This window comes from Pelagibius sp., assembly GCF_965227505.1.
GTDB lineage: Bacteria > Pseudomonadota > Alphaproteobacteria > Kiloniellales > Kiloniellaceae > Pelagibius.
Map to the genome: position 1 here is coordinate 4,450,706 of NZ_OZ245757.1, position 21,519 is coordinate 4,472,224.

Annotated in this window: 23 protein-coding genes; 13 read left to right on the forward strand and 10 right to left on the reverse strand. The window is 66.3% G+C overall.

Features of this window, described 5'->3' with window-relative positions; genetic code table 11:
* Window positions 1-133: 133 nt before the first annotated feature.
* Window positions 134-925 (forward strand): crotonase/enoyl-CoA hydratase family protein, encoded by a 792-nt coding sequence (locus ACO06P_RS20985; protein WP_420347177.1) that lies wholly within the window; start codon window positions 134-136, stop codon window positions 923-925.
* On the opposite strand, the gene gcvA is transcribed toward ACO06P_RS20985, so the two are convergent.
* The 7 genes from gcvA to ACO06P_RS21020 all read right to left on the reverse strand — a co-directional run bounded on the left by gcvA (window position 910) and on the right by ACO06P_RS21020 (window position 10,520).
* Entirely contained in the window at window positions 910-1,827 is a 918-nt protein-coding gene (gene gcvA / locus ACO06P_RS20990; protein WP_420347178.1) for a transcriptional regulator GcvA, read from the reverse strand. The genes ACO06P_RS20985 and gcvA overlap by 16 nt on opposite strands.
* 68 nt (window positions 1,828-1,895) lie before the next feature.
* Window positions 1,896-2,954, reverse strand: coding sequence for a succinylglutamate desuccinylase/aspartoacylase family protein (locus ACO06P_RS20995; protein WP_420347179.1), 1,059 nt, complete (start codon window positions 2,952-2,954; stop codon window positions 1,896-1,898).
* A 4-nt stretch (window positions 2,955-2,958) separates the two neighbouring features.
* Window positions 2,959-3,864 carry a 30S ribosomal protein S6--L-glutamate ligase gene (rimK, locus tag ACO06P_RS21000; protein ID WP_420347180.1) on the reverse strand — a complete coding sequence of 302 codons (906 nt, stop codon included), beginning with the start codon at window positions 3,862-3,864 and terminating at the stop codon, window positions 2,959-2,961.
* Between the two features lie 75 nt (window positions 3,865-3,939).
* The gene (locus tag ACO06P_RS21005) at window positions 3,940-4,488 is read right to left on the reverse strand and encodes an ATP-dependent zinc protease (RefSeq protein WP_420347181.1); all 549 of its coding nucleotides are present in this window, start codon (window positions 4,486-4,488) and stop codon (window positions 3,940-3,942) included.
* Between the two features lie 108 nt (window positions 4,489-4,596).
* Entirely contained in the window at window positions 4,597-7,791 is a 3,195-nt protein-coding gene (locus ACO06P_RS21010; protein WP_420347182.1) for an efflux RND transporter permease subunit, read from the reverse strand.
* A 49-nt stretch (window positions 7,792-7,840) separates the two neighbouring features.
* The gene (locus ACO06P_RS21015; protein WP_420347183.1) at window positions 7,841-8,989 is read right to left on the reverse strand and encodes an efflux RND transporter periplasmic adaptor subunit; all 1,149 of its coding nucleotides are present in this window, start codon (window positions 8,987-8,989) and stop codon (window positions 7,841-7,843) included.
* 571 nt (window positions 8,990-9,560) lie between these two features.
* Window positions 9,561-10,520, reverse strand: coding sequence for a MurR/RpiR family transcriptional regulator (locus tag ACO06P_RS21020; RefSeq protein WP_420347184.1), 960 nt, complete (start codon window positions 10,518-10,520; stop codon window positions 9,561-9,563).
* Window positions 10,521-10,626: 106 nt separating this feature from the next.
* Here ACO06P_RS21020 and ACO06P_RS21025 point away from each other — a divergent pair, with 106 nt between their 5' ends.
* From ACO06P_RS21025 to ACO06P_RS21050, 6 genes are all read left to right on the forward strand, one after another.
* Window positions 10,627-10,764, forward strand: a complete 138-nt coding sequence (locus ACO06P_RS21025) for a hypothetical protein (protein ID WP_420347185.1) — start codon at window positions 10,627-10,629, stop codon at window positions 10,762-10,764.
* On the forward strand, window positions 10,736-11,557 hold the full coding sequence (locus ACO06P_RS21030; protein ID WP_420347186.1) for an N-formylglutamate amidohydrolase: 822 nt from the start codon (window positions 10,736-10,738) through the stop codon (window positions 11,555-11,557). The genes ACO06P_RS21025 and ACO06P_RS21030 overlap by 29 nt, the downstream gene beginning before the upstream one ends.
* Before the next feature lie 48 nt (window positions 11,558-11,605).
* On the forward strand, window positions 11,606-12,244 hold the full coding sequence (locus ACO06P_RS21035; protein ID WP_420347187.1) for a TRAP transporter small permease subunit: 639 nt from the start codon (window positions 11,606-11,608) through the stop codon (window positions 12,242-12,244).
* Complete coding sequence (locus tag ACO06P_RS21040) at window positions 12,241-13,566, forward strand: TRAP transporter large permease (protein WP_420347188.1); 1,326 nt, start codon at window positions 12,241-12,243, stop codon at window positions 13,564-13,566. Before ACO06P_RS21035 ends, ACO06P_RS21040 begins: the two co-directional genes overlap by 4 nt.
* A gap of 75 nt (window positions 13,567-13,641) precedes the next feature.
* On the forward strand, window positions 13,642-14,697 hold the full coding sequence (locus ACO06P_RS21045) for a TRAP transporter substrate-binding protein (protein ID WP_420347189.1): 1,056 nt from the start codon (window positions 13,642-13,644) through the stop codon (window positions 14,695-14,697).
* A gap of 147 nt (window positions 14,698-14,844) precedes the next feature.
* Complete coding sequence (locus ACO06P_RS21050; RefSeq protein ID WP_420347190.1) at window positions 14,845-15,342, forward strand: GFA family protein; 498 nt, start codon at window positions 14,845-14,847, stop codon at window positions 15,340-15,342.
* A gap of 69 nt (window positions 15,343-15,411) precedes the next feature.
* On the opposite strand, the gene ACO06P_RS21055 is transcribed toward ACO06P_RS21050, so the two are convergent.
* Entirely contained in the window at window positions 15,412-15,975 is a 564-nt protein-coding gene (locus ACO06P_RS21055) for a hypothetical protein (protein WP_420347191.1), read from the reverse strand.
* A gap of 202 nt (window positions 15,976-16,177) precedes the next feature.
* Between ACO06P_RS21055 and ACO06P_RS21060 the strand changes: the two genes are divergently transcribed.
* The 3 genes from ACO06P_RS21060 to ACO06P_RS21070 all read left to right on the forward strand — a co-directional run bounded on the left by ACO06P_RS21060 (window position 16,178) and on the right by ACO06P_RS21070 (window position 18,332).
* Window positions 16,178-16,639 (forward strand): carboxymuconolactone decarboxylase family protein, encoded by a 462-nt coding sequence (locus tag ACO06P_RS21060; protein ID WP_420347192.1) that lies wholly within the window; start codon window positions 16,178-16,180, stop codon window positions 16,637-16,639.
* 9 nt (window positions 16,640-16,648) lie between these two features.
* A complete protein-coding gene (gene sigJ, locus ACO06P_RS21065; protein ID WP_420347193.1) occupies window positions 16,649-17,590 on the forward strand; it encodes an RNA polymerase sigma factor SigJ in 942 nt (313 codons plus the stop codon).
* 256 nt (window positions 17,591-17,846) lie between these two features.
* Window positions 17,847-18,332 (forward strand): RidA family protein, encoded by a 486-nt coding sequence (locus ACO06P_RS21070; protein WP_420347194.1) that lies wholly within the window; start codon window positions 17,847-17,849, stop codon window positions 18,330-18,332.
* 10 nt (window positions 18,333-18,342) lie between these two features.
* Here ACO06P_RS21070 and ACO06P_RS21075 read toward each other — a convergent pair whose 3' ends face one another.
* Window positions 18,343-18,918, reverse strand: coding sequence for a hypothetical protein (locus tag ACO06P_RS21075; protein WP_420347195.1), 576 nt, complete (start codon window positions 18,916-18,918; stop codon window positions 18,343-18,345).
* A 287-nt stretch (window positions 18,919-19,205) separates the two neighbouring features.
* Here ACO06P_RS21075 and ACO06P_RS21080 point away from each other — a divergent pair, with 287 nt between their 5' ends.
* Together ACO06P_RS21080 and ACO06P_RS21085 are read left to right on the forward strand one after the other, a co-directional pair.
* A complete protein-coding gene (locus ACO06P_RS21080; protein ID WP_420347196.1) occupies window positions 19,206-19,640 on the forward strand; it encodes a DUF1801 domain-containing protein in 435 nt (144 codons plus the stop codon).
* A 356-nt stretch (window positions 19,641-19,996) separates the two neighbouring features.
* Entirely contained in the window at window positions 19,997-20,431 is a 435-nt protein-coding gene (locus ACO06P_RS21085) for a bacteriohemerythrin (protein ID WP_420347197.1), read from the forward strand.
* 107 nt (window positions 20,432-20,538) lie between these two features.
* On the opposite strand, the gene ACO06P_RS21090 is transcribed toward ACO06P_RS21085, so the two are convergent.
* Window positions 20,539-20,901, reverse strand: a complete 363-nt coding sequence (locus ACO06P_RS21090; protein ID WP_420347198.1) for a helix-turn-helix domain-containing protein — start codon at window positions 20,899-20,901, stop codon at window positions 20,539-20,541.
* A 163-nt stretch (window positions 20,902-21,064) separates the two neighbouring features.
* Between ACO06P_RS21090 and ACO06P_RS21095 the strand changes: the two genes are divergently transcribed.
* On the forward strand, window positions 21,065-21,298 hold the full coding sequence (locus tag ACO06P_RS21095; protein ID WP_420347199.1) for a helix-turn-helix domain-containing protein: 234 nt from the start codon (window positions 21,065-21,067) through the stop codon (window positions 21,296-21,298).
* Window positions 21,299-21,519 lie beyond the last annotated feature (221 nt).

Sequence of the window (21,519 nt, forward strand, 5' to 3'; positions counted from 1 at the left end):
GCGTCCGGCGGCACCGTCGGCAAGGGCGCGGGCGGATCGTGAATTTCCTTCATCCGCAGGTGTGTCTTACTCGTTTGCGGATATCAGCCGTTCTGGCCCAGATTGGCGCGTCACGGAACGAAGGAGCCCAGCGATGTCCGAACCCGTCCTTTGCGAGATTGCCGATGGCGTAGCGACCCTCCATTTGAACCGTCCGAAAAAGCTCAACGCCATCAGCTACGCCATGGCGGATGCGATGCTTCAGTGGCTTGACCGGCTGGAAACCGACGCTGCGGTCGGGGCGATCGTTCTGACCGGCGCCGGCGACCGCGCCTTTTCCGCCGGTGCGGACATTCACGAGTTCTCCGAAACCGTACAGCGGGATGGCGCGGCTGCGCTGCGGGACTTCGTGCGCCGCGGTCAGACCCTGACGGCGCGTCTGGAGGCTTACACCAAGCCCGTGATCGCCGCGGTGAACGGACTGGCCTACGGCGGCGGCTGCGAAATCACCGAGGCCGTGCATCTGGCCGTCGCCAGCGAGACCGCGCGCTTTGCCAAGCCCGAGATCAGGCTGGGCATGCCGCCCACCTTCGGTGGCACGCAGCGCCTGCCGCGTCTGGCCGGGCGCAAACGCGCCCTGGAACTGCTGCTGACGGGCGAAAGCTTCTCGGCTGAACGCGCCCTGGAAATGGGCCTGGTCAATGCAGTCGTTCCGGCCGCGGAGGTCCTGCCGGCGGCGCAGGCGCTGGCCGGGCGCATCCTGGTCTATTCGCCGCTGGCCACCGCCAGCATCATTACGGCGGTCACCCGCGGTCTCAACATGGGCATTGCCGAAGGCCTTCTGGCGGAGAGCGAGCAGTTCGCCCGGCTGCTGCCCAGCCATGATCTTCCCGAGGGGTTGACCGCCTGGATCGAGCGGCGCCCGGCCGTCTATACCGGTTCCTGAGTCGCCGCGGCGCCGGGCTGCGCGTCGAGCGTTTTGCGAAGCCAGTCGCGGAAGATGCTGAGTTCCGGCCGCGCCATCGCGCCGGGTGCGGCCAGCAGCCAGTAACCCGTGCGTGCCGGGTGCGGCGGACCCAGGACGGCAACCAGGCGTCCGGCCGCGAGGTCCGGGTCGATCAGCGGGCGGCGGCCGATGGCCAGACCCATGCCTTCCGCCGCCGCATCCAGGGCCATGCCGATGTTGTCGAAGCGGGGCCCCGTTTCCAGGTCAAACGCGTCCTCCCCGACCCCGGCGAGCGCGGCCCAGGCCGTCCAGTCCTCTGCGACGCTGCTGACCTGCAACAAGGTCTGGTCTCTGAGATCGTCGGCTGTGCGGATGGCCGGGGCGAGAGCGGGCGCGCAGACGGGAACCAGTTCCTCCACCGCCAGGCAGGTCACGTCGAGCTCCGGCCAGTCGCCGAACCCCATGCGGATCGCCAGGTCTATGCCGTCGCGGGGAAAGGCGATCTGGCGCTGGGTGCTGTCCAGGGTGACGGCAATTCCGGGATGGCGGGCCTGGAAGTCCGGCAGATGATGTGCAAGCCAGCGGGCGCCGAAGGTGGGCGCGACACTGATGGAGAGCGCACCGCCACCGCCACGCTTCTGTACGGCATCGCTCGCGGCGGCAAGCCGGTCGAGCGCGCCCTGCACCTCGGGCAGATAGGCTTTACCCGCATCCGTCAGGACCAGCGTCCGCTGCGTGCGATCGAAGAGGGGCGCGCCCAGCCAGTCCTCCAGAACCCTGATGCCGTGGCTGACGGCGCTGGGCGTGATCGCCAGTTCCTCGGCCGCCTGCTTGAAGCTCAGGTGCCGGGCGGCAGCCTCGAAGAGGCGCAGGCTTTTCAGGGGTGGCAATCGATAAGGCATGTCCGCCCTCTATCGTGGCGCGGCAGGCAGTCGGGGGGCAAGGCGCAGGCCCCCCTTGCCGCCGGCCCTCAGATGATCTCGTCTTCGTCGAACAGCGGATCTTCCTGCAGTTCCGCCTCGATGCGTCCCACGGCGGCCTCGACGCTGCGGGCGCGGCGGTGGCGGGCGATGTGGGCCAGCCCGTCGCCGCGGTTGACCACCGGCAGGTTGGTCCGTCCGATCAACAGGCCCGCGTCGCGGGCCCGCAGTTCGGTTTCCATCTCGCCGAAGGGATCGGAGATGATGCCGATCAGATCCCCCTCGGCGACGCTGTCGCCGATGGTCTTGAAGCTGCGCAGAACCCCGCCCTCCGGCGCGCGCAGCCAATAGCTCGATTCCGATATCATGGGCGCCACCTTTGCGTCGCGCACGCTGCGTGCTGGCACCATCGAAAGGTGTTTCATCACCCGCAGGATACCGGTCACGCCGACGCGGATGGCGAACTCGTCGAAGCGCAGGCCCTCGCCGGCCTCGAACAGCATGACGTCGGTGCCCACCTCCGCCGCGGCCTGGCGCAGGGAGCCGTCGCGCAGCGGTGCCTCCAGCACCACCGGCGGGCCGAAGACCGTGGCCAGTTCCTCCATGGTCTTCTGCTGGGGCGATATGCGGATCTGCGGCAGGTTCACGCGGTGGATGGTTGCAGAGTGGATATCGATGCCCAGATCCGCCGGGGCGACGATCTCGGTCAGGAAGAGATCGGCCAACTGCCCGGCGAGCGAGCCCCTGGCCGAGCCGGGGAAGGAGCGGTTGAGGTCGCGGCGGTCCGGCAGGTAGCGCGAGTGACTGAGGAACCCAAAGGCATTGACGATGGGGACTGCCAGGAGTGTGCCCCTCAGCTTGGCCAGGACCGGCAGGGCCAGGAGCCGACGGATGATCTCCACGCCGATGATCTCGTCGCCGTGAATGGCAGCGGAGACAAAGAGGGTCGGGCCCGGGCGCGCGCCATGGACCACGTGGACCGGCAGCGCCATGGGCGTATGGTTGGACAAAACCGAAAGGGGCAGGCCGATGGTCTGCCGCCCGCCGGGGGCCACCGCAACCCCTCCGATCTTGAAGGGCTGCCGCCGGGCCGTGGTTTTGGGGGTCATGGAACTAGCCTCGACCCCTGGTCTTGGTCTTGCCGGGGCGGGCATTCTTTTCCAGGAACTGGACCATCAGGTCGGCCACGTCGACCCCGGTGGCCTTTTCGACGCCCTCCAGCCCGGGCGAGGAGTTCACCTCCATCACCACCGCGCCGTGGTTGGAGCGCAGCATGTCGACGCCGCAGACGTTGAGGCCCATGGCCTTGGCGGCGCGCACGGCCGTGGAGCGTTCCTCGGCGGTGATCTTGATGCGCGTCGCCTCGCCGCCGCGGTGCAGGTTGGAGCGGAAGTCGTCGGCGGCGCCCTTGCGCTGCATGGCGGCGACCACCTTGCCGCCAACCACGAAGGCCCGGATATCGGTGCCGCCGGCTTCCTTGATGAACTCCTGCACCAGGATGTTCACGTTGGCGCCACGGAAGGCCTCGACCACCGACTTGGCGGAGTTCTTGGTATCCGCCAGGACGACGCCGATGCCCTGGGTGCCCTCGAGAAGCTTGATCACCACCGGCGCGCCGCCGGCGATCTTGATCACCTCCTCCGTGACCTTGGGGTCGTGGGCGAAGGCGGTGACCGGCAGGCCGATGCCGTCGCGGGCCAGAAGCTGCATGGAGCGCAGCTTGTCGCGCGAGCGGCCGATGGCCACCGACTCGTTCAGGGGAAAGACCCCCATCATCTCGAACTGCCGGAGCACGGCGAGACCGTAATAGGTGATCGAGGCGCCGATGCGCGGGATGACCGCGTCATAGCCGGCCAGCTTTTCGCCGTTGTAGATCACCATCGGACGGTGCGAGGTGATGTTCATGTAGCAGCGCAGGGTGTTGGCGATGTCGAGTTCGTGCCCTCTGGCCTCGGCAGCCGCCACAAGCCGCCGGTGGGAATAGAGGTTCGGATTGCGGGCCAGCATGAGAATCTTCATCGCGAGCGTCCTGGCTTCGGCCTTGGCGGGCCTAGGGGGGTGGGGGCTGGGTAAAGGGGGGCCGTTCTCTCCACGCTAGCGGCCCTGTCTTGGGCTCAAGAGGAACGAGCGCGAGGGATGTACCAGAAAGCGCCCGGCGCGCAAGGCGGTTCTTCCGAACAGCATCTCGAACCCCATTTCGGCCCGGTTGGTGAGGGTCAGTTCAATCTCGAAGTGCTTCTCGCCCAGCACCACCGGCGTGACGATGACATAACGGTCCTGGGCGTGGCCGCTGGAGCTTTTCACCGGGCGATGATCGCGCACCGGGGCGCGGCATTGCACCCGGGCGCGGTCACGGGCGCCGCCGCTGTGGGGGGCGACCTCGAAGGCGACCCAGAGCGCGCCGCCGCTGTCGAAAGGGGCGATGTTCATGGCGTGCAGGGCCGAGGTGCGCGCGCCGGTGTCGGTCTTTGCCTTGATGCGCTCGATCCCAAGCGCCGGGAGCGACAGCCACTCGCGCCAGCCGATCAGGGCCTGCTTCTCGCTCAGGCTGGTGACTTCAGCCTTGATTCCCCGGCGCTTCGGCTTCTTCGCAGCGGACTTCGCCCCGGACTTTATGCGGGCCGTTTTGGGCTTCTTTGCCACTGATCCCCCCAGTGAATTTCTCCGTCGATGCTGACGGACCTTACGGGTGGGATCAAGCAACTATCCGCAGGCGTCCCCCGGCCGAGGGGCCGGAGGTCTCCGGCAGGTCTACTCCGCAGGGGCGCCCTGCCTCACCTGGGCGTCCGGCTTCACCTGGCCACTGGCCGGGCCGCTTTTGCGGAAGATGCGCCGCAGCACGACGTAGAAGACCGGCGTCAGGAGCAGGCCGAAGAAGGTCACCCCCAGCATGCCGGAGAAGACTGCCGTGCCCATGGCCTGGCGCATCTCGGCGCCGGGCCCCTGGGCGATCACCAGGGGAACCACGCCGAGAATGAAGGCGAAGGCCGTCATCAGGATCGGGCGCAGGCGCAGGCGCGCCGCCTCCACGGTGGCGGCGATCAGACCCTTGCCTTCTTCCTCGAGCTGCTTGGCGAACTCGACGATCAGGATGGCGTTCTTCGCCGCCAGGCCGACCAGCACGATCAGGCCGACCTGGGTCAGGATGTTGTTGTCCATGCCCCGCAGGCTGACCCCCAGGAGGGCCGCCAGGATGCTGGTCGGCACGATCAGAATGATCGCCTTGGGCAGCACCCAGCTTTCGTACTGCGCCGCCAGCACGAGGAAGGCGAAGATCACGGCGAGGGCGAAGATATAGATCGCTGCGTCACCGGCGAGCTTTTCCTGCAGGGCCAGTTCGGTCCATTCGAAGGTGAGACCCCGCGGCAGGGTGTTGGCGGCCATCGCCTCCATGATGTCGAGGCTGTCGCCGGTCGAAACCCCCGGCGCGGCGTTGCCCTGCAGCGGCACCGAGACCAGCATGTTGTAGCGCTGGACCAGGTCCGGGCCGGAACGGTCCTGGACGGTCACCAGGGAGCCCAGCGGCACCAGGGCGTTGGTCGCCGAGCGCACCTTCAGTCCGAGGATGTCTTCCGGCGCCAGGCGGAACTGCTGGTCGGCCTGCACGCGCACCTGGTAGAGCCGGCCGAAGGCATTGAAATCATTGACATAGGTCGAGCCGAGATTGACCGACAGCGCCTCGAAGATGTTGGAGATAGGGACGTTCAGCATCTGCGCCCGCACGCGGTCGATCTCCAGGAAGATCTGCGGGCTGGAGGCGGAGAAGGTCGTGAAGACACCGGCGACGCCGGGGGTCTGCTGCGCTTCGCCCATCATCTGGAAGGCAGCGGCCAGGACGCGCCGGATGTCCGAGCCTTCCTTCTCCTGAAGCTGCATCTTGAAGCCGCCGGCGTTGCCGACGCCGCGCACCGGCGGCGGCGGAATGGCGATGATAAAGGCCTCCCGCAGCGCCTGCATGCGCCCGAAGAGATCGCCGATGATGACGTCGGCCGAAAGACCCGCGGCGATACGCGGCGCGAAGTCGTCGAAGCGGGCGAAGATGACGCCCTGATTGGTCGCGTTGGTGAAGGTGGCCCCGGAGAAGCCGGCAAAGGCGACCGCATCGGTGACCCCGGGCGTCTCGTTGACGATCTCGGAGGCCTTGCGGATCACGGCGTCCGTGCGGTCCAGGGAGGCGCCGTCGGGAAGCTGCACCACGACGATGGCATAGCCCTGGTCAAGAGTCGGAATGAAGCCGCGCGGCACCGTGGTCAGCATGTAGTAGGCGCCGTAGATGAGGCCGCCGAAGACCACCATCACCAGTCCCAGCATGGCGCTTCGCGAAACCAGGATGCGGACCAGCCAGGCATACCCCAGAGCGAGCTTGTCGAAGCCCTGGTTGAAGCGGTCGGCCATCCAGCCGCCGGCCCGTGCCAGCGGATTCTTGCCCCTCGGCTTGTCATGCGGCTGCAGCAGGATTGCCGCCATGGCCGGCGAGAGGGTCAGAGAGTTGATCGAGGAGATCGCTGTCGAGACGGCGATGGTCACGGCGAACTGCTGGTAGAACTGACCGGAAACGCCGGGCACGAAGGCCGTCGGCACGAAAACCGCGATCAGCACCAGGGAGGTGGCGATGAGCGCACCGGCGACCTCGTCCATGGTGCGGTGGGCCGCGTCGCGCGGGGCCATCCCGTTCGCGATGTTGCGCTCCACGTTCTCGACCACGACGATGGCGTCGTCGACCACGATGCCGATGGCGAGCACGAGACCGAAGAGCGTCAGCATATTAATCGAGTAGCCGAGCGCCAGCATCACCGCAAAGGTGCCGATGAGCGAAACCGGAATCGCCAGGATGGGGATGATCGCCGTGCGCCAAGACTGCAGGAAGACGATGATCACCACGACGACCAGAACCACCGCCTCGAAGATCGTTTGATAGACCGCGTCGATGGAGGCCGATATGAACTCCGTGGGATTGTAGACGACCTGATAGTCCAGGCCGGCCGGGAAGTCCTTCTTCAACTCCGCCATGACCTCGATGATTTCTTCGGAGGTCGCAAGGGCATTGCTCCCCGGTCTCTGGAAGATTCCCAGCGCGACGGCGGGTTTGTTGTTGAGATAGGAGTTCGTAACGTAATCCTGCGCGCCGAGTTCGACGCGAGCCACATCCTGCACCCGCACGATACGCCCGTCCTCGGTGGCCCGGACGATGACCCTGCCGAACTGCCTGGGGTCGTCGAAGCGGCCCTGGGTGGTGACCGTGTATTGAAAGGCGTTGTTGGCGGTATTGGGTGGCGCGCCGAGTGCGCCGCCGGAGACCTGGACGTTCTGCTCGCGCAGGGCATCGACGACATCGCCGGGGGTGAGGCCATAGGCGGAGAGCTTCTCCGGATCGATCCAGACGCGGGTGGCGAACTGGCGTTCGCCGAAGATGGTCAGTTCGCCGACGCCGTCGAGCCGCACGAGAATGTCGCGTACCCTTGCGCGGGCGTAGTTGGAGACGTAGAGCTGATCGTAGGTTTCGTCCGGCGAGAGCATGTGCACGACCATCATCAGGTCGGGCGAGCTCTTGGCCGTGGTGACGCCCAGGCGGCGCACCTCCTCGGGCAGGCGTGGCTCGGCGATGGAGACCCGGTTCTGGACGAGCACCTGCGCGTCGTCGAGGTTGGTGCCCAGCTGGAAGGTCACGGTCAGCGACATGCTGCCGTCCGAGGTGGAGTAGGAAGACATGTAGAGCATGCCTTCCACACCGTTGATTTCCTGCTCCAAGGGGGTCGCCACCGTCGCGGCCACGGTGGCGGCGTCCGCGCCGGGATAGCTGGCGCGCACGACGATGGAGGGCGGTGCGATCTCCGGATACTGGGAAACCGGGAGCTGGGTGTAGGCCACCAGCCCCAGGATGACGAGGATGATGGAAAGCACGGAAGCGAAGATCGGCCGGTCGACGAAGAAATGCGCAAAGTTCATGGCCGCGTCCTGCTTCGGGTTGACTGGTCGGCGAGCACCTACTGGGCTTCTATTGGGCTTCTTCGGCCAACTGAATGACTTCCGGCGCCACCGTGATGCCCGGGCGCACCCGCATCAGCCCATCGACCACGACCTGCTCATCGCCGGTCAGGCCCTCTCGGATCACACGGTAGCCGTCGATCCTGGGGCCGGGACGGACTTCCCTGGTCGAGACGACGCCCTCCTCGTCTACCAGGTAGACGATGCGCTTGTTCTGGTCGGCGGTGATCGCTTCGTCCGGGATCAGAATGCCGAGGTAGGGCAGCGACCCCGGCACATTCACCCGGCCGAAGAGGCCCGGCTGAAGAACCAGATCCCCGTTCTGGAACACCGCGCGCACGCGCATGGTGCCCGAATCCTCATCCAGGCGGTTCTCGGAGAAATCGAGATTCCCCTCGCGCGGATCCTCCACACTGTCGCCCAGGCGAACCCTCACCGGCAGGCCGCTGCCGCCTTCCTGCAGCGCCTGCCCACGCGCGCGGGCGTCCCGCGCGTAAGCCAGGTAATAGCGCTCGTTGATATCGAAGTAGAAGTAGATCGGGTCGAGCGAGACGATACTCGTCAGGACGGTCTCGTTTGCCTCCACCAGATTGCCGATAGAGAGGAGGTGGCGCCCGATCCGCCCGCCGAAGGGCGCGCGGATCTCGGTGAACTCGAGGTCCAGGGCCGCGGCTTGGACGGCCGCGCGCGCCCCTCCCACCTCCGCCTGGGAAGAGATGAATTCCTGACGCCGCTCGTCGACGACGCTGCGGGAGATGTTGCCGCGCTGCACCAGTTCCTCGGCGCGGGCGAGTTCCTTCTGGGCGAACTCATAGCGCGACTGTGCGATCTGGAGGGCCGCCTCGGCTTGCCCGAGGATGGCGCGGAAGGGGCGCTGATCGATCGTAAAGAGCAACTGGCCCTCTTCGACGATCGAACCGTCTTCGAAGTGTATCTGGTCCAGATAGCCGCCGACCCGGGCGCTGACCTGGACCTCGTCGACGGCCTCGAAGCGTCCAACGAACTCATCGTCCTCGACGATCTGCTTGACCACCGGTTTGGCGATGGTCACCGACGGCGGGGGCGGCGGCACGGCGCGCGCTTCCGCTGCCTGGTCCGCATCGTCGCAAGCTGCCAGGACAAGAGCAATGGCAACGGGAGTAAGAACGCGCAGCATCATGATGGCCCGGTTTGTGTTTGGCAGAAAAGTGCAAGTCCCAGTCGGCAGGACCCCATGGAACCCGGATTGCAGGATTCCATAAACCCCAGGTGCGGGATTCCGCAAAAGCAGCATTTCCCACATTGTCCCAATGGTTCCCAAATATGACCGCTCTGGCAAGTTACAAGCCTGCGAAGGCCCTCTAGGCGGATCGACGAACCCTCCGCGAAGAGACCCGGAAACCCCCGGGGTCGTCGCCCCGCTGCCTTGCGGGACCGGGCCAAAGCCAAGTGATCATTGAGTTTAGTGCGGTCCAGGCCGCATCCTGAGACGACTTTCCTTGGGCTTCAAGCCCCGAACCCAAGGCCCCGAACCCAAGGCTCTGGACGCCAAGACCGACAGCGGTTCATTCCTGCGTCGGCGTCTTGCAGAATCGCCGCAGGGCCGCAACAGGGTTGTGCGGGCCACCGCCCTGTCCGGCTCTGCGCGGGATGGCGGAAAACCGTTTGTTTGCGAATGGCGTTGCCGGCGAAGGATGCGGCACGGACGGCCGGGGTTTCCCCTGAGCGGTTTCCCCTGCGCGATCACCCTGTCAGACGAACTTGCGAAACAGCTTTGTCTGGTCGAAGAGGTCTTCCAGCGCCTTCATGCGTCCCTTGGTTTCCGCCCAGGTCTCGTTCTGCACCGCCGCGATCAGGGCCTCCACGACAAAAAGCGTGACCACCGACGAGTCCCAGGCCGAGGGCGCCTCGATCCGCGAATGAAAGCTGTGGCTGGCTTCCTTGGCGGCCGGCGAGCCCCATTGGTCGGTGAAAAGGATCACGATCACGCCGCGCGCCCGCGCCATTTCCACCAGCCGCAGAATGTCGTGCTCGTAACGGCGGATATCGAAAGCGACCAGGATGTCCCCGGCCTTCATGTTCAGCACGTAGTGCGGCCAGGCGTTTGCATTTGAGGCGATCAAGGTCATGCCGGCGCGGATCACCTGCATGTGGGTGAAGAAGTAGTCCGCGAGGGATCGTGTGAGGCGCCCGCCAACCACATGAACGGCGCGCTCGCGATCCGCGAGCAGGTCGGCAACGCGGCTGAACTCCTCCGGGTTCAGCTGTTTCAGGGTCTGGCGGAGGTTTTCGAGCACCACATCGGCGAAGCGGTTCAGGATATGGGTGTCCGGAGCGCTCTCGGCCCAGCGGTCGTGCTTGGCGATGGGGTTCGATATCGTCGCTTCGACTTCCGCGCGGAGGGCGGACTGCAGTTCGGGAAACCCCGCGAAGCCGAGTTTTTTTGCCATCCGGGCGACGGTCGGCGTCGAGACGCCGGCGGCTTCCGAAACCGCGGTGATGCTGCCGAGACCCGAAACCGGGTAGTTTGCCAGCATTGTGTTGGCCAGCTGCCGTTCCGCGCGCGTGAGTGTTTCAAAGCGCCCGCGAATGCGCTCGGCGACCGTCAGATGCTGGCGTTGCCCCTCGCGCGGCTTGCCGTTGCGCCCCCGGGGTGCCGCCCGCTTGCCGGGTGCCGTCCTGCGGCTTCTGCCCTTTCCGGTTTTGGTCATCCGTCCCTGTAAATGCGTCTTGTTGGCAGATGCTTCTTGTTGATGCTTCTTGTTACAGGGCGCATTGCGCGTCCATCGGTGTGACTGAAGAGGATACGCCAGAAAAATGCTTGATGAAGAGAATTTTTCAGAATCTCGCTTGACAGGAAAAACCGGTCTGAAAGGATGGCGCCATAAGAAAGAAGTACCGCAAGAAAGAATTACAGGGGGCATTCTTGGCGGCGAAGCTGCAAGCGACGGATGACGGTTCGCTTGGGCTCCTCGGCGATCTCGATGTTGTCGAGCAGGTCAACGTTGGCGGCCATGGCGATTTTCTGGTCGTTTGCGAGCACGCGGCAAACCATGTGCCGCTGACGCTCGGCAACCTTGGTCTCAGTGCCTCGTTGCTGCAGACCCACATCGCCTGGGATTCCGGTGCACGCGGCGTCGCCGAGGCGCTGGCCCTGGCCTTGGACGCGCCGATGATCGCGCAGCGCGTCTCCCGCCTGGTTTACGACTGCAATCGCCCGCCGGAATCTGCCGCCGCAATTCCCGAAGTCAGCGAGATCTATCCGATCCCCGGCAACAGCGAACTGACAGCAGCGCAGCGCCAGGAGCGCGTAGACCGGATCTATATGCCGTTTCGCACGGCGGTTGCCGATCACCTGCGCAGCAGGTGCGCGGAGGGCAGGCCGCCGGTTCTGGTCACCGTGCATTCCTTCACGCCGGTCTACCGTGGCGTCAAACGCAGCGTCGACATCGGGGTGGTCTGCGATACCGACAGCCGGTTGGCGGAGGCCGTGCTGCGCAGAGCCCGGGACAGCGGGCAGTTCGATGCCCGCCTGAACGAGCCCTATGGCCCAGCAGACGAGGTGACCCACACCCTTGTCGAGCATGCCCTTCCGCTGTCGCTGCTGAACGTGATGATCGAGGTGCGCAGCGACCTGATCGCCGACAGCGACGCGCAGGCTGCAATGGCCGCATGGCTGGCTGAGTGCCTTATGCAGGCTTTGTCGACGGTGAACCATGGCACAGGTCGCCGGAGCGTGGGCCGATGAGACTGCTTCCTGCGCCGCGGACCGGAGGCTTGGAGGGCGGGGCGGACCATGCCTAAGGCCCTGAAGACCTATGTCCGGGTGGTGGACGGCGTGAATCTCTGGATCGGCCGCGCCGTGATGCTGCTGATCTTCGCGATGATGGGGGTTCTGCTCTGGTCCTCCGTCTCCAAGACCTTCTTCCTGCCCTCGCTCTGGACGCTGGAGATGGCGCAGTTCCTGATGGTCGCCTATTTCCTGCTCGGCGGCGGTTATTCGATGCAACTGGGCGCGCATGTACGCATGGACCTGCTCTACGGCTCGTGGTCTGACCGCACCAAGACCTGGGTCGATGCCTTCACGATCGTTTTTCTGATCTTCTATCTCGTGCTGCTGCTTTACGGAGCCTATTCCAGCACCAGCTATGCCCTGGAATACGGGGAGCGCAGCTACTCGGCCTGGCGGCCCTACATGGCGCCGATCAAGCTGGTGATGAGCCTCGGGATCTTCCTCATGCTGCTGCAGGCCGTTTCGACGCTGATCAAGGACATCGCAAAGCTGCGCGGCGAAGACCTGACGGCCCCGCCCGGCGGCCGGCCCGGTGGAACGCCCGGTGGAACGCCCGTTGGAACGCCCGGTGAAACGGGCGGCGGCGCAACTGAGGGGCAGGGGGAACAAGCCGCGGAGCGGAGCGGGGAAGCCCGCGCATGAGCTACGAAGTCATCGCCGTCCTTATGTTCTCCTCGATGATGCTGATGCTGCTGACCGGCCAGCGCGTCTTCGCCGCGATCGGCTTCGTCGCAACCATTGCGGCGCTGCTGCTCTGGGGGGACGGAGGGTCGGAGATCGCGTTCTCCGCCGCCATGAAGCTGATGAAGTGGTATCCGCTGCTGACCCTGCCCCTGTTCATCTACATGGGCTACATGCTGTCGGAATCGGGCATCGCCAACGATCTCTACAAGATGTTCCATGTCTGGTTCGGGCCGCTGAACGGCGGGCTTGCCATCGGCACCATCGGCCTGATGGTGGCGATCTCGGCGATGAACGGCCTCAGCGTCGCCGGCATGGCCATCGGGGCCAGCATCGCCCTGCCGGAACTGCTGCGCCGCGGTTACGACAAGATCATGGTGACCGGGGTCATCCAGGCCGGCTCCTCCCTTGGCATATTGGTGCCCCCCAGCGTCGTCCTGGTGCTCTACGGCATGATTGCGCGCCAGCCGGTGGGCCAGCTCTGGCTGGCCGGCGTCCTGCCCGGCCTCATGATGGCCGGACTGTTCATTCTTTACATCGTCGTCCGCTGCCGGCTGCAGCCGCATCTGGGGCCGGCCCTTTCGGAGGACGAGCGCGCGGTGCCCTGGCGCGAGAAGCTCGCCCTGCTGCGTGCCGGCCTGCTGCCGCTGTTCATCTTCTTTTCCATGACCGGCCTGTTCCTGATGGGCGTCACCAACCTGACGGAAAGCTCGGCCGTCGGCGCGCTGGCGGCGACCCTGGCGGCGCTCTTCAAGCGCCGCCTGAACCGCCGCGTGATGGCGGAGACGCTGCGCAAGACGCTCGCCATCTCCTGCATGTTCATGTGGATCATCCTCGCTGCGCTCTGCTTCGGCGCGGTCTTCGACGGGCTGGGCGCGGTCAAGGCGATCGAAGGGTTCTTCCTCGACCGCCTCGGCCTCAGCCCCTGGGAGATCCTCATCATGATGCAGATCTCCTATCTGCTCATGGGCACCTTCCTCGACGACACGGCGATGCTGGTGATCGTCGCGCCGCTTTATGTGCCGCTGGTCGGCGCACTGGGCTTCGATCTCATCTGGTACGGCGTGCTCTACACCATCACCTGCCAGATCGCCTATATGACGCCGCCCTTCGGCTACAACCTCTTCCTGATGCGCGCCATGGCGCCGCCGGAAGTCTCGCTGATGGATATCTACCGCTCCATCATCCCCTTCGTTGCGGTGATGATCCTCGGACTGATCATCGTCATGGCCTTCCCGCAGATCGCGCTGTGGCTGCCGGAACTCTACAGGCTGAGGGGGTGAAGGCCCGCATCGCGGTCATTGAAGAGCAAACCCGTAACAACCAATCCGAACCGAAGAACAAGGGAGTGCGTTGCGATGAAAAAGAACAGACGTGAGTTCCTCAAGAACGCGGGCGTGGCCACGACGGCGGCGGTGGGCGCGACCACGCTCTCCGCGCCCTACGTCAAGGCGCAGAGCAAGATCACCTGGCGCCTGCAGACCTATGCCGGGCCGGCCCTGGCCGAACACGTGATCAAGCCCTCCATCGACGCCTTCAACAAGGTCGCCAACGGCGAGATGGAGATCGAGCTCTACTTCTCCGACCAGCTTGTGCCGACCGGCGAGCTGTTCCGCGCCATGCAGCGCGGCACCGTCGACGCGGTGCAGAGCGACGACGACTCCATTGCCGCGCCGGTCGACATCTCGGTCTTCGGCGGCTACTTCCCCTTCGCCACGCGCTACTCCCTGGATGTCCCCGTGCTGTTCAACGAGTGGGGCCTGCGGGAAATCTGGGAGGAGGCCTACGGCGAGGTGGAGAACGTCAAGTGGCTCTCGGCCGGCGCCTGGGACCCCTGCCACTTCGCCACCGTCGATCCGATCAGCAGTCTGGACGACCTGAGGGGCAAGCGGGTCTTCACCTTCCCCACAGCCGGGCGTTTCCTCGCGCGCTTCGGCGTGGTGCCGGTGACTCTGCCCTGGGAGGATATCGAGGTCGCCGTGCAGACCGGCGAGTTGGACGGCATCGCCTGGTCGGGCATCACCGAGGACTACACGGTGGGCTGGGCCGATGTGACCAACTACTTCCTCACCAACAACATCTCCGGCGCCTGGTGCGGCTCCTACTTCGCCAACGAGGAGCGCTGGAACGAACTGCCCGCCCACCTGCAGGAGCTCTTCCGGCTCTGCATGGACTCCTCGCACTACTACCGCCAGCACTGGTACTGGGGCGGCGAAGCCAAGCTGCGCGTGCAGGGCGACAAGATGAAGCTGACCTCCATTCCCGACGAGGAGTGGAAGACGGTGGAGGACGCCGCCGTCGAGTTCTGGGACGAGGTCGCGGCGGAAAGCGAGCGCAACGCCCGCGTGGTGCAGATCCTGCGCGACTACAACGCGCTGATGCGCAAGGCCGGACCGCCGTACCGCAGCGCCTGATCCGAATCCCCTGCAACCCTCCCTCTCCCCTCGGGGGAGAGGGAGGCTGAGGAGGACCATCGGCCGCCGGTGCTGCCTGATGGGTGACGTCCGGGGCAACCGGTGCCATCTTGCTTGTCGCCGTATCCTTGCAAAGGGAGTTCGGACATGACCGCAGCGGAAGACTTTGCTTTGGAAGGCGGCTGTGCCTGCGGCGCGGTGCGCTACCGCATGACCGACAGGCCGATCGTGGTGCACTGTTGTCACTGCCGCTGGTGCCAGCGCGAGACCGGCTCGGCCTTCGTCATCAATGCGATGATCGAGTCCGACAGCGTGGCGGTTCTCAAAGGCGCACCGGAGACGGTCCTAACGCCCTCGGAGAGCGGCAAGGGCCAGCGGATCGTCCGTTGCCCTGACTGCAGGGTCGCGCTCTGGAGCCACTATGCCGGGGCCGGCGATGTACTCAAGTTCCTGCGCGTCGGCACCCTGGACGATCCCGACCGCCTGCCGCCGGAGATCCACGTCTTTACTGCCTCAAAGCAGCCCTGGGTGATTCTGCCTGAAGGCGTGCCGGCTTTTCCGGAGTACTACAGCCGCAGGGAAGTCTGGCCGGCGGAAAGCCTCGCCCGCGCCAGGGCGGCGAAGGAGAAGGCCCAGGCCTCCTGACCCTTTCGCCGCGGTTGCCTTTCCTTCTCTTCGGCGGAGGGCAGGAGAGGGTCGCCTCTGGTCCTGCGGCTACTTGAAGCCGCGCAGGCTGTCGACCTGGCGGCGCAGCCAGTCGTCTTCCTTGGTTTCGGTCTGGCGCAGGGCCTCCAACTCGGTGTCGCTCAGCACGCGGGCTTCCTGAAACTGGATCCTCAGGACCATGGTCTCGATCAGCGCGCGGCGCTCGGCACGGGTGACCTTCTGCTGGCGAAGCTGCGCCGTCAGGTCCTTGTGGCGCTCGACAAGGGCGCGGTAGAGCTCCGGCGCGCGGGTATCGGGAATCAGGATCTTGTCGACGCCCTCGTAGGCGCAGGTGGCCCAGGCGTCTTCCCCGGGCGCGACGTCGTAGGTGCCCAGATCCGCGGCCTTGTCCGGATCGTAGCCCGAACTGGCGCTGCAGGCCGCCAGATGCGCGTCGAACGCCTTGAAGGCGTCTTCCATGTAGATGTCGCTGCCGGTCTGCAGATGCGCCGGCGGGCCGCTTTCCTCGGGCGGCTTTTGCGACACCGCCTGCGTGGGGCCGCTGACCGGCAAGGCCGTCAAGCCGAGAACGCCGAGAGACAGAACGCCGAAAAGGAGCCTGCGCCGTATCATGGCCTTTCCTCCATTCCTTGCTGTTCAGGGGAACAGGATGGGGGCGGCGGAGCCTGCGTGCAATGAGGATTAAGGGCCTATGCCTTTCGTTGGGGCAACGGGCAGGATGCGAAGAAAGTGGCCGCTGCCGTGTCACAAACCGCCGCCGCCGTTCGTCAAGAGGGTGTCAGACGAACGCACCCCCGAATGAAAGGACGCAGCAATGGACGGCAGCCGCCACCCGAACGATACGCCTGAAAGCGAAACCCCCCTCGACTACCAGAAGGATGTCCCCGAAATCCTCAAGGCCATGGTCGGGCTGAACACGGTCATCGCCGGGACGGGGCTGGAGCGCAGCCTGCATCACCTCGTGCAGCTCCGCGCCTCGCAGATCAACCGCTGCGGCTTCTGCGTGGAGATGCACACCCGCGAGGCCCGCCAGGACGGCGAGACCGGCGAGCGGCTGGACCGTGTGGTCGTCTGGGACCAGGTGGACGACTTCAGCGAACGCGAGAAGGCGGCCTTCGCCTGGACCGAAGCGCTGACCGACCTCGATCCCAAGGCCGACCTGGCACCCCTGCGCGCGCGCCTGCGCAAGGTCTTCACCGATCCGGAGATCGGCGTGCTGACCGCCGCCGTCGCCATGATCAACCTGTGGAACCGCATCAACATTTCCCGGCATTAAGGCGGCTTCATGATGCACAGTGACGCGATGACCAAGGACCTCTCCATAGAGCCCGCGGCGGCGGCTGTCTTCGAGGAGGCGCGCCCGCGCCTGCTGGGGCTCGCCTACCGTATCCTGGGGTCGCTGGCCGATGCCGAGGACGCGGTGCAGGACACCTTTGTGAAGTGGGCTGACGCGGAGCGGGCGGACATCGACACGCCGGCCGCCTGGCTGACGACGGTCTGCACCCGGCGCTGTCTGGATCTGCTGCGCGCCGCGCAGCGGACCCGGGTCAGCTACGTCGGCGCCTGGCTGCCGGAGCCGGTGCAGACGGCGCTGCCGCCAGAAAGTGCAATTGGGGAGGGTGACGTCGGGGAGGGGCCGGAACTCGCCGCCTCCCTCACCACCGCCTTCCTCCTGATGCTGGAGCGCCTGACGCCCAAGGAGCGGGCGGCCTTCCTGTTGCGCGAGGTTTTCGACCGGCCTTACGGCGAGATCGCCGCCGCCCTGGACCTGAAGGAGGCCGCCTGCCGCAAGCTGGTGTCCCGCGCAAAGGACCATGTCGAGCAGGCGCAGGTGCGCCACCGTACCCCGGCGGAGCGGCAGGACCGCCTGCTCGCCGCCTTCCGCGCGGCGGTGGAGGAGGGGGCGACGGGACCGCTGGCCGCCCTCTTGGCCGACGACATCCGCCTTTCCGCCGACGGCGGCGGCAAGGTCCCGGCGCTGGGCCGGGTGCTGCAGGGCCGCGACGCGGTGATGCACTTCGTCGGCAGGGCGCTGCCGCGCCTCTGGGCCGGCCAGGACTGGCGCCCGGTGATCCTCAACGGCACCCGCGCCTTCCTGATGGAACAGGACGGCCGCACCGTCGCCGCGGTGACCTTCGCCTACGACCCCGAGGGGCGGGCGACCGGCATCTTTGTCCTGCGCAACCCGGAGAAGCTCGCCGCCCTGCGCCCGGTGACGATTCAGTAGGACCGTGACGGTCCAGGAGGGCCGGTCCCCTGAACGCATCCTTCGAGACGGCCCTGCGGGCCTCCTCAGGATGAGGGCCGAGATCGCCTCCAAAGAGACTGCCTCACCCTGAGGAGCTTGCGCAGCAAGCGTCTCGAAGGGTGCGCCGCCGACACGCACACAGAAAGGGTCAAGCCTGATGCCGCACTTCCCTCCGCGTCTTCTTCGCAGCCGCCACCTCTTTGCCCCCCACCTCCTTGCAGGAGTTCTTGCAGCCATGACCGTGCTCACGTCAAACCCGGTTCCCGCCGACGCCGAAAAACCCGACGCGGCGAAACCTGCCACAGCAAAAACGTCCGGAGGCGTCGCGCTGACGGTCGTCAATCCCAAGGGCCTCTTCGACCCGGCGCCCAACGGCTTCAGCCATGCGGTGGTGGCCGCCGGCGGTTCGCGCCTGGCCTTCATCGCCGGCCAGGGCGGGGAGGACGCCGCCGGCGCGCTGCCGCCCGACTTCGCCGCCCAGGTGGCCCAGGCCTACGCCAACCTGCGGCGCGCGCTGGAAGCCGTCGGCGCGCAGCCGGATCAGGTCACCAAGATCACCACCTACGTGGTGGACTACGCCCCCGGCCTGCTCGCCGTGATGACCTATCACGTGAAGCAGACCTTCGGGCGCCAGCTTCCCGCCCAGACCCTGGTGCCGGTGCCGCGCCTCGCCCTCGACGGCATGCTCTTCGAGGTCGACGCGGTCGCGGTTCTCGATTAGCGGGATGCTGTCATCCGTCGTCGCCGCTGCTCGTCGTCGTCCCGGCGTTCGTCGTGCTGGCCTTGGCGGTCCCGTCGATCCGGTAGCGGTCGAGCAGGGCGATGACGCGGCCGCTGGCCAGCAGGCAGAGCGCGCCGATGCCCAGGCTGGTGGCCAGCCCCAGGAACCCGCGCACATCGGTGAAGCCCTGGAAGAGGGCGGCATAGACCAGCATCACCGCGTCCGGCAGCGCGCGCGCCAGCAGCACCAGGCCGACCAGCGTGACCGCCAGCGCCAGCAGGCCGCCGCGCGACCAGACCGGGTGTTCGCTCTCTCCCTGGGGCGTGGCGGTCAGGCGCCCGCCCACCATGCGGCCCGAGAGCGACGCCGCCCCGTACCAGAGGAACAGGAAGACGGCGATGTTGGCTGCAGCCACCGCGATCGGCCAGAGCAGGTAGCCGGGCCCCAGGTACTGCGCCGCAAGCGGGTCGGCGCGCAGGCGCAGAACCTCGGAGATCGAGATGTCGAAGGTGTCGAGGATGCGGAACAGGGCGAGGAGCGCCAGCAGGCGGCACCCCAGGAAGGCAAGGTCTCTCAGGCTGGGCATGGGGAGGGAACTCCTGACAAGATCCGGGGCACCGCTGCCGGTTCCCCGTCATCCGGCCCCCGTCATCGCTGGTCCCACCCCTGGGCCAAAACGTGGGAGGTGTTTACACCATCGCGCGCCGCCGGGCGAGGGGCCGTGTTGCGTCCTACCCCCAAGGAGCCGCGGTTTCGGGCGCGGCGGTCTTTGGGTAAGCTGGCCTGGGAGTAAGGTGCCCTGGGGGGTAAGCTGCCCTTGCACAATAGGAGGGCCGCACGGGAGGGTCGCTCCGGGCCCATCGATAGGAAGCCATGCCCGCCGCAAAGACGATCACAGGCAAGCCGCCATTCAAAGACCGTAACGTGGAGGCCGCCTTCGCCGCCTTCCCGCAGCCGGCGCGCCGGGGCCTGCTGGCGCTGCGCGCGCTGATCTTCGAGACGGCCGCGGCGACCCCCGGCGTCGGCGCGCTGGAAGAGACCCTGAAGTGGGGCCAGCCCGCCTACCTGACGCCGGAGACCAAGGCCGGCTCGACGCTGCGCCTGGGCCTGCCGAAGGACGGCGGCTTCGCCCTCTACGCCCACTGCCAGACCACGATCGTTTCGGACTTCCGCAGCCTCTTTCCCGACGCCTTCGCCTACGAGGGCAACCGCGCCGTCCGCTTCGACGAAGGCGCCGCCCTGCCGCGGGAAGAACTGACGCTGCTGATCCGCAGCGCGCTCACCTATCACTTGAAGAAGCGCGCGTGAAGCGGTAGCGGATTTGAGTGTGCCGGCGCACGGGTCCCCCTCACCGGGTTCTCACCCCCACCCCATCCCTCCCCCATCGAGGGGGAGGGGGAACAACAGATGCCTCGCCCCTGCTTTTTGTTCCCTCTCCCCAACGTGTTATCCCTCTCCCCTCCGTGGGAGAGGGTTGCGCAGGCTTGGCGAACCGAATGGTGAGCCTAGCCGGAGCTGGGTGAGGGGGATAACTGGGTGAGGGGGGAACACCGCTGCCGCCCGCCACCCCACGCCCTCTTGACCCGGATCAAATCCCCCCGGCCTCCCCGGCGCTAGACTGATCCTTTCCGCCGTCTCCATAGCGCGCAAGGGAGGGCAGTATCATGTCCCCGACCGACCCCGACACGACCGATACTTCCGTCATCCACTGGAGCCCGAACCTCAGTGTCGGGGTGACGGCGATCGACGGCGACCACCGCGCCCTCATCGACCTGCTGAACGCGCTCACCGCCGCGGTGGCCGGGCCCGCCGACCACGGCGCCGTCACCCTGAAGCTGGACGAACTGATCGCGCGCACCGAGGCCCACTTCCGCAGCGAGGAGGAGATCATGGCGCGCGAGCACTACCCTGAGGCCGGCCACCACGCCCGCGTCCACGAAGCCCTCCTGGACGAGATCCGCCAGTTCCGCAGCGACCACCTGGCCGGCACCGACATCGGCCCGGAAATCACCGCGTTCCTCAAGCGCTGGCTGATCAGCCACATCATCGAAAGCGACAAGCACCTGGGCGGCTATCTGGAGGGACGCGGCGTCGGGTGATCCGGGCGCTGGGCGAGGGGACGACCCCCTCCGTTCCCGCTCCCCTATCTTTTTCCCCCTCCCCTTCGATGGGGGAGGGATGGGGTGGGGGTGACCCCCGACCCAGCCTATCTCGGAACCGGACGGGCGAGCCGCACACCGGGGCCCTTACCCGCTCCCTCGCCGGAACCGCCCCCGTTCTTCCCATCGCCGCGCTCCCCATCGCCGCCCGCCCCATCGCCGCCGCCGACCATCTCCACCCCCGCCGTCTCGAAGACGAGGCGCAGCAGGCGCGCGGTGGCGGGGCGGATGCTGCCCTGGCCGCGCTCGAAGGTGCGGATGGTGACGGCGCTGACCCGCGCGCGGCGGGCAAGGTCCTCCTGGCTCCACAGCAGCAGCGCCCGCGCCGCCCGGCACTGCACGCCGGTCAGTTCGTGTTGCGCCGCGTTTCCGGAGGGAAGAGAATCTGTGTTACAAGCCGAAGCAGCCATGGCCTGACTCCTTGGAAGTCGGGGTATGGTCAGGCGCGAGTCGGTGGTGCAAACACCTTCTCGCGCCGCTAGCGTGAATTTCAAAGTGTCGAATTTTTCGACACCTTGAAATTGGTATCAGGCCAGCATTGGCCCGTCAATTGGTTTGTGAATAGAGAGTGCGATGAGTCTCACCCCTGAGCAGTGCCGCGCCGCCCGCGCCCTTCTAGACTGGACACAAGCGGACCTCGCCGAGGCCGTTGGCATCGCATCAGATACCATCGCCCGTTTCGAAGGTGGTGTCCGACTTCCCCACCCGAGCAACCGCGCCACCATCCGCGAAGCCCTCGAAGCCGCCGGCATCGAATTCCTCCCCGAAACGAAGACCAAAGGCGTTGGTGTCAGATTGCGGAAGTAGACGTAGGAGGTCCCATCGCCAGCAATGAAATGCCACCGACATGAAATAATACTGCCACACAGCTAAGACTGTTTAAGACTTCGAGCGCTGATTCGTCAGGTACATCATCGAAAGCGTAAACTGCCGGCGCGAGTATCTGAGCGGATAGGAAAGATGGAAGAGTGACAAAAGACAGCGTCAGCAACGCGCTTTGTGCGCTGTATGATCAGTGAAGAGGATGC

Coding starts and splice junctions, on each gene's coding strand:
- rimK (WP_420347180.1), bottom strand. CDS start 3,864: ATGAAGATTCTCATGCTGGCCCGCAATCCGAACCTCTATTCCCACCGG.
- ACO06P_RS20995 (WP_420347179.1), bottom strand. CDS start 2,954: ATGACCCCCAAAACCACGGCCCGGCGGCAGCCCTTCAAGATCGGAGGG.
- ACO06P_RS21045 (WP_420347189.1), top strand. CDS start 13,642: ATGAAAAAGAACAGACGTGAGTTCCTCAAGAACGCGGGCGTGGCCACG.
- ACO06P_RS21050 (WP_420347190.1), top strand. CDS start 14,845: ATGACCGCAGCGGAAGACTTTGCTTTGGAAGGCGGCTGTGCCTGCGGC.
- ACO06P_RS21075 (WP_420347195.1), bottom strand. CDS start 18,918: ATGCCCAGCCTGAGAGACCTTGCCTTCCTGGGGTGCCGCCTGCTGGCG.
- sigJ (WP_420347193.1), top strand. CDS start 16,649: ATGATGCACAGTGACGCGATGACCAAGGACCTCTCCATAGAGCCCGCG.
- ACO06P_RS21095 (WP_420347199.1), top strand. CDS start 21,065: ATGAGTCTCACCCCTGAGCAGTGCCGCGCCGCCCGCGCCCTTCTAGAC.
- ACO06P_RS21040 (WP_420347188.1), top strand. CDS start 12,241: ATGAGCTACGAAGTCATCGCCGTCCTTATGTTCTCCTCGATGATGCTG.
- ACO06P_RS21015 (WP_420347183.1), bottom strand. CDS start 8,989: ATGATGCTGCGCGTTCTTACTCCCGTTGCCATTGCTCTTGTCCTGGCA.
- ACO06P_RS21080 (WP_420347196.1), top strand. CDS start 19,206: ATGCCCGCCGCAAAGACGATCACAGGCAAGCCGCCATTCAAAGACCGT.
- ACO06P_RS21025 (WP_420347185.1), top strand. CDS start 10,627: ATGCTTGATGAAGAGAATTTTTCAGAATCTCGCTTGACAGGAAAAACC.
- ACO06P_RS21055 (WP_420347191.1), bottom strand. CDS start 15,975: ATGATACGGCGCAGGCTCCTTTTCGGCGTTCTGTCTCTCGGCGTTCTC.
- ACO06P_RS21085 (WP_420347197.1), top strand. CDS start 19,997: ATGTCCCCGACCGACCCCGACACGACCGATACTTCCGTCATCCACTGG.
- ACO06P_RS21090 (WP_420347198.1), bottom strand. CDS start 20,901: ATGGCTGCTTCGGCTTGTAACACAGATTCTCTTCCCTCCGGAAACGCG.
- ACO06P_RS20985 (WP_420347177.1), top strand. CDS start 134: ATGTCCGAACCCGTCCTTTGCGAGATTGCCGATGGCGTAGCGACCCTC.
- ACO06P_RS21060 (WP_420347192.1), top strand. CDS start 16,178: ATGGACGGCAGCCGCCACCCGAACGATACGCCTGAAAGCGAAACCCCC.
- ACO06P_RS21020 (WP_420347184.1), bottom strand. CDS start 10,520: ATGACCAAAACCGGAAAGGGCAGAAGCCGCAGGACGGCACCCGGCAAG.
- ACO06P_RS21035 (WP_420347187.1), top strand. CDS start 11,606: ATGCCTAAGGCCCTGAAGACCTATGTCCGGGTGGTGGACGGCGTGAAT.
- ACO06P_RS21070 (WP_420347194.1), top strand. CDS start 17,847: ATGACCGTGCTCACGTCAAACCCGGTTCCCGCCGACGCCGAAAAACCC.
- ACO06P_RS21010 (WP_420347182.1), bottom strand. CDS start 7,791: ATGAACTTTGCGCATTTCTTCGTCGACCGGCCGATCTTCGCTTCCGTG.
- gcvA (WP_420347178.1), bottom strand. CDS start 1,827: ATGCCTTATCGATTGCCACCCCTGAAAAGCCTGCGCCTCTTCGAGGCT.